Annotated in this window: 9 protein-coding genes and 1 pseudogene; 8 read left to right on the top strand and 2 right to left on the bottom strand. The window is 71.1% G+C overall.

The genetic code is table 11. The features are described 5' to 3' along the window. Nucleotides 1-96 precede the first annotated feature (96 nt). The 3 genes from StrepF001_RS24770 to StrepF001_RS24760 all read left to right on the top strand — a co-directional run bounded on the left by StrepF001_RS24770 (nt 97) and on the right by StrepF001_RS24760 (nt 3633). The gene (locus tag StrepF001_RS24770) at nt 97-282 is read left to right on the top strand and encodes a hypothetical protein (protein WP_129800431.1); all 186 of its coding nucleotides are present in this window, start codon (nt 97-99) and stop codon (nt 280-282) included. An 80-nt stretch (nt 283-362) separates the two neighbouring features. Further along, the gene (locus StrepF001_RS24765) at nt 363-3407 is read left to right on the top strand and encodes a helix-turn-helix transcriptional regulator (protein WP_129800430.1); all 3045 of its coding nucleotides are present in this window, start codon (nt 363-365) and stop codon (nt 3405-3407) included. A 37-nt stretch (nt 3408-3444) separates the two neighbouring features. Beyond that, nucleotides 3445-3633 carry a DUF6191 domain-containing protein gene (locus StrepF001_RS24760; protein ID WP_129800429.1) on the top strand — a complete coding sequence of 63 codons (189 nt, stop codon included), beginning with the start codon at nt 3445-3447 and terminating at the stop codon, nt 3631-3633. Between the two features lie 10 nt (nt 3634-3643). Here StrepF001_RS24760 and StrepF001_RS24755 read toward each other — a convergent pair whose 3' ends face one another. Together StrepF001_RS24755 and StrepF001_RS24750 are read right to left on the bottom strand one after the other, a co-directional pair. Further along, nucleotides 3644-4852: a PQQ-dependent sugar dehydrogenase gene (locus StrepF001_RS24755; RefSeq protein ID WP_129800428.1), complete on the bottom strand. Its 1209-nt coding sequence runs from the start codon at nt 4850-4852 to the stop codon at nt 3644-3646. A 98-nt stretch (nt 4853-4950) separates the two neighbouring features. Beyond that, nucleotides 4951-5948 (bottom strand): annotated as a pseudogene (locus StrepF001_RS24750) (aldo/keto reductase). Nucleotides 5949-6023: 75 nt separating this feature from the next. On the opposite strand from StrepF001_RS24750, the gene StrepF001_RS24745 reads away from it, so the two are divergent. The 5 genes from StrepF001_RS24745 to ilvC all read left to right on the top strand — a co-directional run bounded on the left by StrepF001_RS24745 (nt 6024) and on the right by ilvC (nt 14217). Beyond that, entirely contained in the window at nt 6024-6974 is a 951-nt protein-coding gene (locus tag StrepF001_RS24745; protein WP_129800427.1) for a 2-hydroxyacid dehydrogenase, read from the top strand. A gap of 428 nt (nt 6975-7402) precedes the next feature. Further along, a complete protein-coding gene (locus tag StrepF001_RS24740; protein ID WP_165396357.1) occupies nt 7403-10459 on the top strand; it encodes an EAL domain-containing protein in 3057 nt (1018 codons plus the stop codon). Between the two features lie 236 nt (nt 10460-10695). After that, nucleotides 10696-12552, top strand: a complete 1857-nt coding sequence (locus StrepF001_RS24735; RefSeq protein WP_129800425.1) for an acetolactate synthase large subunit — start codon at nt 10696-10698, stop codon at nt 12550-12552. Between the two features lie 20 nt (nt 12553-12572). Beyond that, nucleotides 12573-13097 (top strand): acetolactate synthase small subunit, encoded by a 525-nt coding sequence (ilvN, locus tag StrepF001_RS24730; protein ID WP_003997672.1) that lies wholly within the window; start codon nt 12573-12575, stop codon nt 13095-13097. Between the two features lie 121 nt (nt 13098-13218). Then, complete coding sequence (ilvC, locus tag StrepF001_RS24725; RefSeq protein WP_129800424.1) at nt 13219-14217, top strand: ketol-acid reductoisomerase; 999 nt, start codon at nt 13219-13221, stop codon at nt 14215-14217. Nucleotides 14218-14378 lie beyond the last annotated feature (161 nt).

The following is a 14378-nucleotide window of genomic DNA, read 5'->3' as shown; positions in this document are numbered from 1 at the left end:
TACGGAACTCTCCCGATGTGGCGGACCCCCCTGGGAAACGAAGGTGGAGGCATCGCACTGCGCGATACCGCACACCGACCTCTCCAGGGAGAAGAGATGTACGAGTACGAGCTCCAGCAGCTTCGCTCCGCCGAGCTGATCCGCCGGGCCGAGCACGAGCGGCTGGTCCGCGAAGCCATACGCAGCGGCCGCGCCGCCCGCCGGGAAGCAGCCGAACGCGCCGCCGCGAACGAGGCGCATATCCGCCGCCCACGACGGCACCGGTCCCCACGCACCGCGTGAGCGCCGCAGGGCCGGCAGACGGACCGAGGGACGGACGCCACCGCGGGAAAACCGGTGCCGCGTTGTCGGACCCCCGTGCGATGCTCGGACTTGTGGAGACCAGGTCCGTCAGTCCCGTCTTTGTAGGCCGCGCCGAGGAGTTGGACACGCTGAACGACGCGCTCGCCCGCGCTGCCGCGGGCGAGCCGCAGGCGTTGCTGGTGGGCGGTGAGGCCGGCGTCGGCAAGACCCGCCTCGTCGAGGAGTTCGCCACCGCCGCCGGCCGCAAGGGCGCCGTCGTCGCGCTGGGCGGCTGTGTCGAGATCGGCGCCGACGGGCTGCCCTTCGCCCCGTTCTCCACCGCACTGCGCGCCCTGCGCCGTGAACTGCCGGACGAGCTGGCCGCCGCTGCCGCCGGGCAGGAGGAGGAACTGGCCCGGCTGCTCCCCGAGTTGGGTGAGACAGGCACCGGCCGGCCCGACGAGGAGGGCATGGCCCGCCTCTTCGAACTCACCGCCCGCCTGCTGGAACGCATCGCCGCCGACCGCACGGTCGTCGTCGCCCTGGAGGACCTGCACTGGGCCGACGCCTCCACCCGTCACCTCCTCGCCTACCTCTTCCGCACCCTGCGCACCGGCCGCCTCGTCGTCCTCGCCACCTACCGCTCCGACGACATCCACCGCCGCCATCCGCTGCGCCCCCTGCTGGCCGAACTCGACCGGCTGCGCACGGTCCAGCGCATCGAACTCGCCCGCTTCAACCGCGCGGAGGTCGCCTGCCAGATCGCCGGCATCCACGCCGCCGAACCGGACCCCGCCCAGGTCGACGAGATCTTCCAACGCTCCGACGGCAACGCCTTCTTCGTCGAGGAACTCGCCGTCGCCGCCCACGAGGGCTGCCACACCGGCCTCACCGACTCCCTGCGCGATCTGCTCCTGGTGCGCGTGGAGACGCTGCCCGAGAGCGCCCAGCGGGTCGCCCGCATCGTCGCCGAGGGCGGCTCCACCGTCGAGTACCGGCTGCTGGCCGCCGTCGCCGGCCTCGCCGAGGACGACCTCATCGAGGCCCTGCGCGCGGCGGTGAACGCCAACATCCTGCTCGCCACACCCACCGGCGATGGCTACCGCTTCCGCCACTCCCTGGTCCGCGAGGCCGTCGCCGACGACCTGCTGCCCGGCGAGCGCTCCCGTCTCAACCGCCGCTACGCCGAAGCCCTGGAGGCCGACCCGGGCCTCGTCCCCGCCGACCAGCGCGTCATGCGCCTGGCCAGCTACTGGTACCACGCGCACGACGCCGCCAAGGCCCTGCCCGCCGTCCTCGACGCCTCCGTCGCCGCCCGCCGCCGGCACGCCTACTCCGAGCAACTCCGGCTCCTGGAGCGCGCGATGGAACTGTGGGACCCCGCCCCCGAGGACGTCCGGGCCGCACTGCGCCCCGTCGGCTACACCGACGTGTACCGCGCTCCGGACGGCGGAGATCAGGCGACCACTGCGCTGCGCTACCTCGACCTGCTGGCGGCGGCCACCGTCGCAGGCCGCTTCTGCGGAGAACGCGAACGAGCCCTGAAGATCACCAAGCGGGCGCTGCGCCTGCTGGAGGACGAGGACGACCCGCTGCTCGCCGCCTGGTTCTGGGTCCAGCGCTCCCGCCTGGTCCAGGCGAAGGCCCGCGACGACGGCTGGAAGGAACTGGCCACCGCCCAGGAACTGGTCCGCGGACTGCCGCCCTCCGAAGTGCACGCCGAGGTCCTGACCAACGTCGCCACCTGGTCCATGCTGCACCAGCCCGGCGCCGAGGCCCTCGCCGCCGCCGAGCGCGCCGTGGAGTACGCGCGCATGGTCGAGGCCCGCGAGGTCGAGCTGAACGCCCGCGTCACCCGTGGCGTCCTCCTCGTCGACGCCGGCGACATCGAAGCGGGGCTCGCGGAGATGTACGAGGTCAAGGAGCAGTCCCTCGCCGGGTCCTTCACCCATGTCGCCGGCCGTACGTACGTCAACCTCCCGTCCGAACTCGAAGCCGTCGGCCGCTCCCTGGAAGCCGCCGGGATCCTGGAGGAGGGCACCGGGTTCGCCCGGAAGTACGGCCTGCTGGACACCGAGGCGTGGGTGTGGAGCAACCTCTCCGACTCGCTGTTCTCACTGGGCCGTTGGGACGAATCCGCCGAGGCCGCGTCGAACGCGGTGCGCCGAGGCCAGAGCGCCAAGCCCCAGGGCACGGCCGCCCTGTGCCTGGCCCATCTCGCCCTGGCCCGCGGCGACGCCGCCGAAGCCGGCCGCCAACTGGCCGCCGCACACGGCTATTTCGGCACCCACGACCCCATGCCCCAGCAGTGGCTCCCCCTGGCCTTCATCGCCATCGGCGTCGCCGCCTCGGAAGGCCGCATCCTGGACGCCCGCGACCAACTCGACCGCGCCCTCGACGCCGGCATCCCGCCCGGCACCCAGCGCTACGGCTGGAAGCTGCTGCTCGCCGCCGCCACCGCCGAGGCCGACAGCCGCAACCTGCCCGTCGCCCGGCAGGGCCGAGAAGAAGCCCTGGAACGCATCTTCAGCACCGTCAAGAGCCTCACCACCGGCGCGCCCATCTGGGCCGCCCACGAAAAGTGGGTGCGCGCCGAACTCCAGCGCGCCGAGGGCATCGCCGGCCCGGACACCTGGTCCGAGGTGGTCACGGCCTTCGAACGCCTGGAACGCCCCTACGACTTGGCCCGCGTCCGCCACCGCCTCGCCGAGGCGCTCCTCTCCGCCGGGGGAGAGGAAGACCGCGACCGTGCCACGGAGCTGCTCCGCCTCGCCCACGCCGTCGCCGACCACCTCGGCGCGCGCCCCCTCGCCGACGCCGTCGGCCTGCTCGCCCAGCGCGCCCGCCTCAGCCTCCGCCAGGCCCCGCAGCAGTCGCCCGCCGCCGATCCGGTCCAGGCTCTCGGCCTCACCAGCCGGGAACGCGACGTCCTCCGCCTGGTCTCCATCGGCCGCACCAACCGCCAGATAGCGGAGGAACTCTTCATCTCCCCGAAGACGGCCAGCGTCCACGTCTCCAACATCCTCGGCAAGCTCGGCGTCTCGGGGCGCGGCGAGGCGGCGGCGCTGGCGCATCGGCTGGGCCTGTTCCCGTCCGAAACCCTCAGCGCTCCAACGGCAGGGTGACGCTTACGCTGGGGACCAACCGGCCGAGGGAGGCCCCGTGTTCAACGTCTTCGAGGAACTGTTCGCACCCGGCCGCAAACACACCCGCGACGAACAGAACCGTCTGGAGCTGACCCGGGAGGACGTGGGCGACGGGGATCCAGGACGCGGCCCGATCGACCTGTCGTCCGGGAAAGTCGTCGTACGCCCGCCCGAGCCGTCCGAGCAGGAGCCGGCGGAGGACTGAGGCGCCGTACTCAGCTCACCTCCACCTCCAGGATCCGGTCGTCCCCGCCCTCGGGGGACCCCCGTCCGTCCGTCTCGCTGGTCACCAGCCAGAGCTTGTTGCCGCCCGCCGAGACCACCGTGCGCAGCCGGCCGTACTCGCCCTCCAGGAAGGCCTGCGGGTCGGCCGACGCCTCCGTGCCGTTCAAGGGGATGCGCCACAGACGCTGGCCGCCCAGGCCGGCCATCCACAGGGAACCCTCGGCATACGCGATGCCGCTGGGGGAGGCCTCGTCCGTGGCCCACTGGGCCAGCGGGTTGCGGAACCCGGCCTCGTCGGAGGTGCCCTCGACCTCCGGCCAGCCGTAGTTGTCGCCCGGCTTGATCGCGTTCAGCTCGTCCCAGGTGTCCTGGCCGAACTCCGCGGCGAACAGCCGCTGCTTGTCGTCCCAGGCGAGGCCCTGCACATTGCGGTGGCCGTACGAGTACACCGGGGAGTCCGGGAACGGGTTGCCCGGTGCCGGTTCGCCCTCCGGGGTCATGCGCAGGATCTTGCCGCCCAGAGACTCCCTGTCCTGGGACAGGCCCTCCTCGCCGCTCTCGCCCGTACCCGCGTACAGCATCTTGTCCGGGCCGAAGGCGATCCGGCCGCCGTTGTGGATGAAGCCCTTGGGAATGCCCCGGAATATCGTGTCCGGCGCCCCCAGCTGTTCACCGGAGGGCTTCTGCTCGTCGTACAGCATGCGGACGATGCGGTTGTCCGAGGCCGAGGTGAAGTATGCGTAGACCATGCGGTCCGAGGCGTAGTCGGGGGAGAGGGCGAGGCCCATCAGGCCGCCCTCGCCGGCCGGTGACACCCCCGGCACCTCGCCCAGCTCCGTCTTCCGGCCCGTCTCGGTGTCGACCCGCGTGATCGTGCCCCCGTCGCGGGAGGAGACGAGGAGGTCGCCGTCGGGGAGGGCAGCAAGCCCCCAGGGGCTGTCCAGGTCCTCGGTCACCGTGCGTACGACCTCGGCCGAACCCTTGGCGGGCGGGGTCTCCTCGGCGGCCTGACCCGGGGGCGGCGACTGCGCGGCCGTACTGCTCGGTGGGGTGTCTCCTCCACCGCCGGGGGAACCCCCTCCCTCGTCGTCGGAGGAGCAGCCGGCCGTCAGCAGGAGTGCGGCCGCGGCCAGTACGGCCGTCACAGCTCGACGTTGCACGATCATGGTCCCTTCGACGCGGCGGGTTCTACTTGTCATACACCGCTCGCGCCCCACAGGTTCCCGATCACCCGATCCCGAACCAACAAATCAGGAACCCGCAGGTCAGGATCATTCCCACGATCCGCAGGTCAGGATCATTCCCACGATCCCTGCGCCCGCGGCAGCCCCGACACCTCCGTCAGGTCCCGGGCCGACAGGCACAGCCGGGCCGCGTCCGCGTTCTCCGTCACCCAGCGCTCCTGCTTGGCCCCCGGCACCGCAACCACGTGCCGGCCCTGCGCCACCACCCACGCCAGCGCCACCTGGGCCGGTGTGACGTGCTCGCCGTGCCGGGCCGCCACCCGGCGCAGGCCGGCCACGATCGGCTGGTTCGCCGCCATCATCTCGGCGGTGAAGCGGGGGTGGCGGGCGCGCATGTCGTCGGGCTCGAAGCCCTCGCCGGGCGTCAGTGTGCCGGTCAGGAAGCCGTTGCCGAGCGGCATCGCGGCCAGGAAGCCGATGCCGCGCGCCTCACACCACGGCAGCAGCGTGTCCAGCGCCTCCGGTGACCACACCGACAGCTCCGCCTCCACCGCACTCACGGGGAAGACCTGCTGCACCCGCTGCAACTGCCGGATCGTCGCGTCGTGCAGCAGCGTCCCCGCCCGTCGCCCGCCGCGCGCCCCACCGCGCACAACCCCAACGCCCGCACCTTTCCGGCCTGGACGAGTTCCGCCATCGCGCCCCAGGTCTCCTCCACGGGAACCTCGGGGTCGGCGCGGTGCAGCTGGTAGAGGTCGATGACGTCCGTCTGCAGGCGCCTCAGGGACGCGTCGCAGGCCCGCTTCACATACCCCGGGCGGCCGTTGGCCACGATGTGCTGCTCGCCCACCAGCAGGCCGACCTTGGTCGACACGAAGGCATCGGACCGCCGCTCCTTCAACACCCGGCCCAGCAACAGCTCGTTGGTGAACGGGCCGTACATGTCGGCCGTGTCCAGTAGCGTCGAGCCCAGATCGAGCGCCCGGTGCACGGCCCTGAGCGACTCGTCGCCCCGTTGCCGTGACGTGCTGTACGCCCAGCTCATCGGCATGCACCCGAGTCCGACGGCCCCCACCGCGAGTGCCGCCGCGCCGATCGTCCTGCGCTCCACCTGCCCGTAACCCTCCCTCTCCTGGCCCCCAACCTAACCTCTGCACTCCCGCGCCCCTCACATAGCCTCGTGACCATGACTGCTGATGTATGGCTGCCCATCCCGCCGGAGGAGATCGAGGGGCTTCCGGAAGGGCCGAACTACCGCTTCTGGAACGGCGGAGAGACGTTCCCCGCGGATCCCGGCGACTGTGCCTTCTATGTCGTCCCCTACATGAAGCCCAGCGAGGTCGGCGTGCGGCCGTTGCCGGGGATGACGTCCGTCGAGGTCGTGCAGACGCTCTCCGCCGGTATCGATCATGTCGAGCCGGGGCTGAAGCACCTGCGCCCGGGCGTGCGGTTGTGCAACGCGCGCGGTGTGCACGAGGCGAGCACCGCGGAGCTCACGCTCACGCTGATCCTGGCCTCGTTGCGCGGGATCCCGGACTTCGTGCGGGCGCAGGACCGGGGGGAGTGGCTCGGCGGGTTCCGGCCGGCGCTCGCCGACAGGAACGTACTCATCGTCGGATACGGGGCGATCGGCGCGGCGATCGAGGACCGGCTCGCGCCGTTCGAGCTTGCGCGGGTGGCGCGCGTCGCGCGCTCCGAGCGCACCACGGCGCGCGGTCCCGTGCATCCACTCACCCAACTGCCCGCCCTGCTCCCCGAAGCGGACGTCGTCATCCTGTCCACGCCGCTGACGGAGGCCACCCGAGGGCTGGTCGACGCCGAGTTCCTGGCCCGTATGAAGGACGGTGCCCTCCTCGTCAATGTCGCCCGCGGCCCCGTCGTCGACACCAAGGCGCTGCTCGCGGAACTGGACAGCGGCCGCATCACCGCAGCCCTCGACGTCACGGATCCCGAACCGCTGCCGCCCGGTCACCCCCTGTGGCGTGCGCCCGGCGTGCTGATCAGTCCGCACGTCGGCGGGCCCACTTCCGCGTTCCTGCCGCGCGCCAAGCGGCTGCTGGTGGACCAGTTGAGCCGCTACGTGAACCGGGAGCCGCTGCGCAACGTGATCCTTACGACGGGCACGAGCGGAACCTGACCGACCGCCTCGGACCCGCCGCAACAGACGCGACATCCGGTTCGGGTACCCTCCGCAACCTTCCGGAAGCGGTCCGTACCCGCATCCCTGCCAGTGGTCACGGAGCGTAGAGAAGCCCTGTCATTGAGTGACGAGACTGGTGTATCGTCCGGACAGGGGCTGCGCCGCAGACCGTTCGGCGCCGGGGATGGACATTGCAGACTGTGAGGGGGGCGACGGGCGATGCACGGCCTATGGACGAACGATCCGACGCGGCGGGGCCGCCGACGGCGACCCTGGCGCACGGCCGCGGCCAGACGCGGCCCTGGCGCCGGTCACGGCGCACACCACAGCCAATACCACCCCAGGCACAGCAGCCGCAGGAAGCCGGCACTCCCGCCGCACCGGGACCCGCGGGCGCCGGGGGCGGAGCGGACCGGGAGGGCCCGGTGAACGCGCCCTCGCCACCCACGGCCGTCCTCGACCAGGTGCTGCGGCGCCAGCCTGCCCAGGGGACGCTGCTGCCCCGGACGCCTGCCTCGGGCGCCGGGTCGAGCATGCTCCCCCCACTCCTGCTGGCCCTGGTGTGCGCGGCCTACGCCGTCGGTTCCGCGGTCGGCTGGGGCTCGCACCAGCTCGCTCTGATCATGGGGGACTTCGGGCTGAGTGCCGCCGCGGGCGCGGCCGCCGTGTCGTGCTTCCTCTACGCCCACAGCCGCCGGGTCCGGTTCCGCTCCGCCTGGCTGCTGTTCGCCCTCTCCTCGACGATGGCGGCCCTCGGCAACCTGGTCTGGGGGTGGTACGAGGTCGTCCTGGGGCGGCCCGTGCCCAGTCCCAGCTACGCCGACCTGTTCTTCCTGTGCTTCGCGCCGCCCGCGATCGTGGGCCTGCTGGTCCTCGCCAAACGGCCGGTGACGAAGGCGGGCTGGGTCTGCCTCGCCCTGGACGCCTGGCTGATCGGCGGCTGCCTGGTCACCCTGTCGTGGAGCCTCGCGCTGGCCCAGGCGGCCAAGGGCGGCGGACCCGGCGTGGCGCACACCGCGCTGTCGCTCGCGTACCCGCTGCTCGACATCGCCCTGGTCAGCATGGTGCTCGCGCTGCACTTCCGGCGCTCCGGGGCCAACCGCTCCGCGGTGAACACCGCGATCGGCGCCCTCGCCCTGACCGTGATGTGCGACGCCCTGTTCGCCTCACCGCTGCTCCACGACAGCTACCGCTCGGGTCAACTGCTGGACGCGGGCTGGTTCGCCGGCTCGCTGCTGCTGGCGTACGCACCCTGGGTCGCGCCCCGGCCCGGCCGGCCCGGTGACGAGCCGCACGCGCGCGTGGTGCACGAGCACCTGCCCGGACAGCGCGGTTCCACCCACCCGCACCCGCCCGTGCAGCAGGGCGAGCGTGACCGGTATCCGGCCACCCGGCCCCTCACCTGCTCCCTGGCAGCCCTCACCCCGTACCTCGCCGCCGCTGTGTGCACGCTGGGAATCCTCTACAACGTGCTCAACGGCCGCAGCGTCGACCGCGTGGTGCTGATCACCGGCGGCACGGTCGTGCTCGCCCTGGTGGTGCGCCAGGGGATCATGCTGCTCGACAACATCACCCTCACCCAGGAACTGGTGCAGAAGGAGAACCACTTCCGCTCCCTGGTGCAGGGCTCCAGCGACGTCATCATGATCGCCGCGCCCAACGGCGTCCTGCGGTACGTCTCCCCGGCCGCCGCCGGGGTCTACGGACGGCCCGCGGAGGAGCTGGTGGGCAGCGAACTGGCCGAACTCATCCACCCGGAGGACCTGGGCTGCGTGGTGCACGAGGTGCGCCGCTTCCTCGCCGCCAGCCCCCTCGATGAACCCACTACGCGCATCGAGTGCCGCTTCCGGTCCGGTGACGGCGGCTGGCTGAACGTCGAGTCGACCGTCAACCGCCACCAGGGCGGCCTGATCTTCAACAGCCGGGACGTGACCGAAAGAGTGCGCCTCCAGGCGCAGTTGCAGCACAACGCCGAGCACGACCCGCTGACCGACCTGCCCAACCGCGCCCTGTTCACCCAGCGCGTCCAGCAGGCCCTGTCCGGCCGTCGCAGCACCGACCGCGGTGCCGCCCTGCGGGGCACGGCCGTGCTCTTCATCGACCTCGACGGATTCAAGGCCGTCAACGACACGATCGGGCACCAGGCCGGGGACGAACTGCTCGTCCAGGCCGCACGCAGACTCCAGGAGGCCGTCCGGCAGGGCGACACCGCCTCCCGGCTGGGCGGCGACGAGTTCGCGGCCCTGATCGTCGGCGACGGCGCCCGTGACCGTACAGCCCGCGAACGGCACATCCTGGAGCTCGCCGACCGCCTCAGGGTGACGCTGTCGCAGCCGTACCTCATCGACGGCAACGATGTCCGGGTCGCCGCCTCCATCGGCGTCGCCTTCGCCGAGCCGGGCCTCGGCGCGGGCGAGCTGCTGCGCAATGCCGACCTCGCGATGTACCGCGCCAAGTCGGCCGGCAAGGGCCGTGTCGAGTTGTACAAGCCGCAGATGCAGCAGGACGTCGTACGCAAGGCGGAACTGGCCACACGGCTGCGGGCCGCGCTGCACGACGGCGAGTTCACGCTGCTGCACCAGCCCGTGGTCTGTCTGGAGGACGGCCGGATCACCTCGGTCACCGCCCAGGCGCGCTGGCGGTCGTCCCAAGGGGTGCTGTTCACACCCGCGGAGTTCCTGCGCGTGGCCCCGGACGCCCCGGGCGCTCCGGACGCCGAGGACGTCGGAGACAGCGACAAGACGGCCGAGCTGGGCCGCTGGATGCTTCAGGAGGCGGTCGAGCGGGCCGCCGAACGCGGCGCGAGCGGCCACGCCGTGCCCGTGGCCGTCCGGATGGCCACGCGCCGGCTGCTGGACCGGTCGATGCCCCTCGGCTCCGTCGAGGCACTGCTGACCCGGCACGGGCTGCCGTCCGGGGCGCTGATCATCGAGCTGTCGGACATCGACCCCAGGGTGTCCCTGGACGACCTGGAGCGGCGTCTGGGCGCCCTGCGGCGGCTCGGCGTCCGGATCGCGCTGGACGGTTTCGGCAGCGGCTGCCCTGCCATCACGGCGCTCAGACGGCTCCCGATCGACGTCCTGCGGCTCGACCGCGGCCTCGTCGAGGGCATCGTCGAGTCCGCGCGGCTGCACAAGATCACCAGTGGGCTGCTTCGCATCGCGGGCGATCTCGGGCTGCAGTCCGTGGCCGAGGGCGTGGATCTGCCGGAGCAGGTCGTCGCCCTGCGCGCGATGGGGTGTACGCACGGGCAGGGCATGGCCTTCTCGGGCCCACTGGACGAGTACCGGCTGCGCAGAGCGCTGACGTCCGGCCGCTACCCGGTGCCGCACGACCCGGCCGAGCCCGCCTTCGCCGGCGGCGCGGGCGTGTACACCGGCGGAGTGACCGCCGGAGGCGTGACCACCGGCGGAGTGAGTACCGTCTTCTCCGGCGGGACGACCCTTCGCTCACATAATGAGACTCCCGTCCCACCCACTTGACAGTGGGTGTGCGCCGGGGGGAGGGTCAGTGCCATGCGCACCCGAATTCTCGTACTTGGACAGCGCGTCGGCTGAGCTGGGACCACCGGAGGACGATCCGGAATTCCCAGCGACCACACCGGCGCGCTCCCCTCGCTTGCCTTACGGCACGAGGGGTTTTTTGTTGCACAGGCACCTGCCGAACAGCAGTCGTACACCGCACAAACCTCGCAAAAACCCTCAGCATCGAGAAGAGAATGCCGATGACCGAGCAGGCCACCGGGGCCCCTCACCCGCAGCCGCGGCCCCGATCCGGAGGACAGCAGTCCGCCCCCGAGCACGTCACGGGCGCGCAGTCCCTCATCCGCTCTCTCGAGGAGGTCGGCGCCGACACGGTATTCGGCATTCCCGGGGGCACCATCCTGCCCGCGTACGACCCCCTGATGGACTCCACGCGGGTGCGCCACGTGCTGGTCCGTCACGAGCAGGGCGCCGGCCACGCCGCTACCGGCTACGCGCAGGCCACCGGCAAGGTCGGGGTGTGCATGGCGACGTCCGGCCCGGGCGCCACCAACCTGGTCACCCCGATCGCGGACGCGCACATGGACTCCGTGCCGCTGGTCGCGATCACCGGGCAGGTCGTGTCCAAGGCGATCGGTACGGACGCCTTCCAGGAGGCGGACATCGTCGGCATCACCATGCCGATCACCAAGCACAGCTTCCTGGTCACCAAGGCGGAGGACATCCCCCGGGCGATCGCGCAGGCGTTCCACATCGCCTCCACCGGCCGCCCGGGACCGGTCCTGGTCGACATTCCCAAGGACGTCCTCCAGGCGAAGACCACCTTCACCTGGCCGCCGACCATGGACCTGCCCGGCTACCGGCCCGTCACCAAGCCGCACGCCAAGCAGATCCGTGAGGCCGCCAAGCTGATCACCGCCGCGAAGCGGCCGGTCCTCTATGTCGGCGGCGGCGTCATCAAGTCCCGCGCCACCGCCGAGCTGAAGGTCCTCGCAGAACTCACCGGAGCGCCCGTCACCACCACCCTGATGGCGCTCGGCGCATTCCCCGACAGCCACCCGCTGCACGTGGGAATGCCGGGCATGCACGGTGCGGTCACCGCCGTCACCGCGCTGCAGAAGGCCGACCTGATCGTCGCCCTCGGAGCCCGCTTCGACGACCGCGTCACCGGCAAGCTGGACAGCTTCGCCCCGTACGCCAAGATCGTCCACGCCGACATCGACCCGGCCGAGATCGGCAAGAACCGCGCCGCCGACGTGCCGATCGTCGGTGATGCCCGCGAGGTCATCGCCGACCTGATCCAGGCGGTGCAGAAGGAGCACAGCGAGGGTCACCGGGGCGACTACGAGGCCTGGTGGAAGGACCTGAACCGCTGGCGCGAGACCTACCCGCTCGGCTACGACCAGCCCGAGGACGGCTCCCTGTCCCCGCAGCAGGTCATCGAGCGCATCGGCCGGCTCGCGCCCGAGGGCACGATCTTCGCCGCGGGCGTCGGCCAGCACCAGATGTGGGCCGCGCACTTCATCCAGTACGAGAAGCCCGCGACCTGGCTCAACTCCGGCGGCGCCGGGACGATGGGCTACGCGGTCCCGGCCGCCATGGGCGCCAAGGCCGGCGCGCCGGAGCAGACCGTCTGGGCGATCGACGGCGACGGCTGCTTCCAGATGACCAATCAGGAGCTCACCACCTGCGCCCTGAACAACATCCCGATCAAGGTCGCCATCATCAACAACGGCGCCCTCGGGATGGTCCGCCAGTGGCAGACCCTCTTCTACAACCAGCGCTACTCCAACACCGTCCTGCACTCCGGCCCCGAGGCGGACGGCAAGCAGCCCAGCGCCGGCACGCGCGTCCCCGACTTCGTCAAGCTGTCGGAGGCCATGGGCTGCTACGCCATCCGCTGCGAGGACCCGGCCGACCTCGACAAGGTCATCGAGGAGGCGAACTCGATCAACGACCGCCCGGTCGTCATCGACTTCATCGTCCACGAGGACGCGATGGTGTGGCCGATGGTCGCCGCCGGCACCTCCAACGACGAGATCATGGCCGCCCGGGACGTCCGCCCCGACTTCGGCGACAACGAAGACGACTGAGCCGAGAGAGACCAAGACCCATGTCCAAGCACACGCTCTCCGTCCTGGTGGAGAACACGCCGGGCATCCTGGCCCGGATCGCCGCCCTGTTCTCCCGCCGCGGCTTCAACATCGACTCCCTCGCGGTCGGCGTCACCGAGCACCCCGACATCTCCCGCATCACCATCGTGGTGAACGTCGAGGACCTGCCGCTGGAGCAGGTGACGAAGCAGCTCAACAAGCTCGTCAACGTGCTGAAGATCGTCGAGCTGGAGCCGGGTTCGGCCGTTCAGCGGGAACTCGTTCTGGTGAAGGTGCGCGCCGACAACGAGACACGCTCCCAGATCGTCGAGATCGTGCAGTTGTTCCGCGCCAAGACCGTCGACGTCTCTCCGGAGGCCGTCACCATCGAGGCCACCGGTTCCAGCGACAAGCTGGAGGCCATGCTGAAGATGCTGGAGCCGTTCGGCATCAAGGAGCTGGTCCAGTCCGGCACGATCGCGATCGGACGCGGAGCCCGTTCGATCACGGACCGGTCGCTTCGCGCGCTCGACCGGTCGGCGTAAGGATGAGACCGGGCGGCCGGACGACGACCCGGCCGCCCGTATGCCGAGACCCCCGAACTTCCCTTCCCCCCGCCGTCATACGGTGGGACGCAACATCTGCACCCCAAGGAGAGAACCCAAAGTGGCCGAGCTGTTCTACGACGCCGACGCCGACCTGTCCATCATCCAGGGCCGCAAGGTCGCGGTCATCGGTTACGGCAGCCAGGGCCACGCCCACGCCCTGTCGCTGCGTGACTCGGGTGTCGACGTGCGTGTCGGTCTGCACGAGGGCTCCAAGTCCAAGGCCAAGGCCGAGGAGCAGGGCCTGCGCGTGGTGACGCCGTCCGAGGCCGCCGCCGAGGCCGACGTCATCATGATCCTGGTGCCGGACCCGATCCAGGCCCAGGTCTACGAGGAGTCCATCGCCCCGAACCTGAAGGACGGCGACGCGCTGTTCTTCGGCCACGGCTTCAACATCCGCTTCGGTTTCATCAAGCCCCCGGCCGGCGTGGACGTCTGCATGGTCGCCCCCAAGGGCCCCGGCCACCTGGTGCGCCGTCAGTACGAGGAGGGCCGCGGCGTTCCGTGCATCGCGGCCGTCGAGCAGGACGCCTCCGGAGGCGCCTTCGCGCTGGCCCTGTCGTACGCCAAGGGCATCGGCGGCACCCGGGCGGGCGTCATCAAGACGACGTTCACCGAGGAGACCGAGACCGACCTGTTCGGTGAGCAGGCCGTGCTGTGCGGTGGCACCGCCGCGCTGGTGAAGGCCGGTTTCGAGACGCTGACCGAGGCGGGCTACCAGCCGGAGATCGCGTACTTCGAGTGCCTGCACGAGCTGAAGCTGATCGTGGACCTCATGTACGAGGGAGGCCTGGAGAAGATGCGCTGGTCGATCTCCGAGACCGCCGAGTGGGGCGACTACGTCACCGGCCCGCGCATCATCACCGACGCCACCAAGGCCGAGATGAAGAAGGTCCTCTCGGAGATCCAGGACGGCACGTTCGCCCAGGCCTGGATGGACGAGTACCACGGCGGTCTGAAGAAGTACAACGAGTACAAGCAGCAGGACTCCGAGCACCTGCTGGAGACCACCGGCAAGGAGCTGCGCAAGCTCATGAGCTGGGTCAACGAGGAGGCGTAAGCCTCGGATCGAAGGGGCCGGAGCGGATTGCTCCGGCCCCTTCGGTGAACCCCGGGTAACGTCGTGTACGAAGACGTTGTCCATCCCGTCCAGCCACGGACGGGTGATCCGTCCGGAGAGGCGCAGGACGACCTCCGCCACGGCACTACACTGCCGTACTA

The sequence above is a fragment of the Streptomyces sp. F001 genome, from assembly GCF_004187715.1.
GTDB lineage: Bacteria > Actinomycetota > Actinomycetes > Streptomycetales > Streptomycetaceae > Streptomyces > Streptomyces flavusporus.
This window is presented reverse-complemented; position numbering and strand designations above follow the sequence as displayed.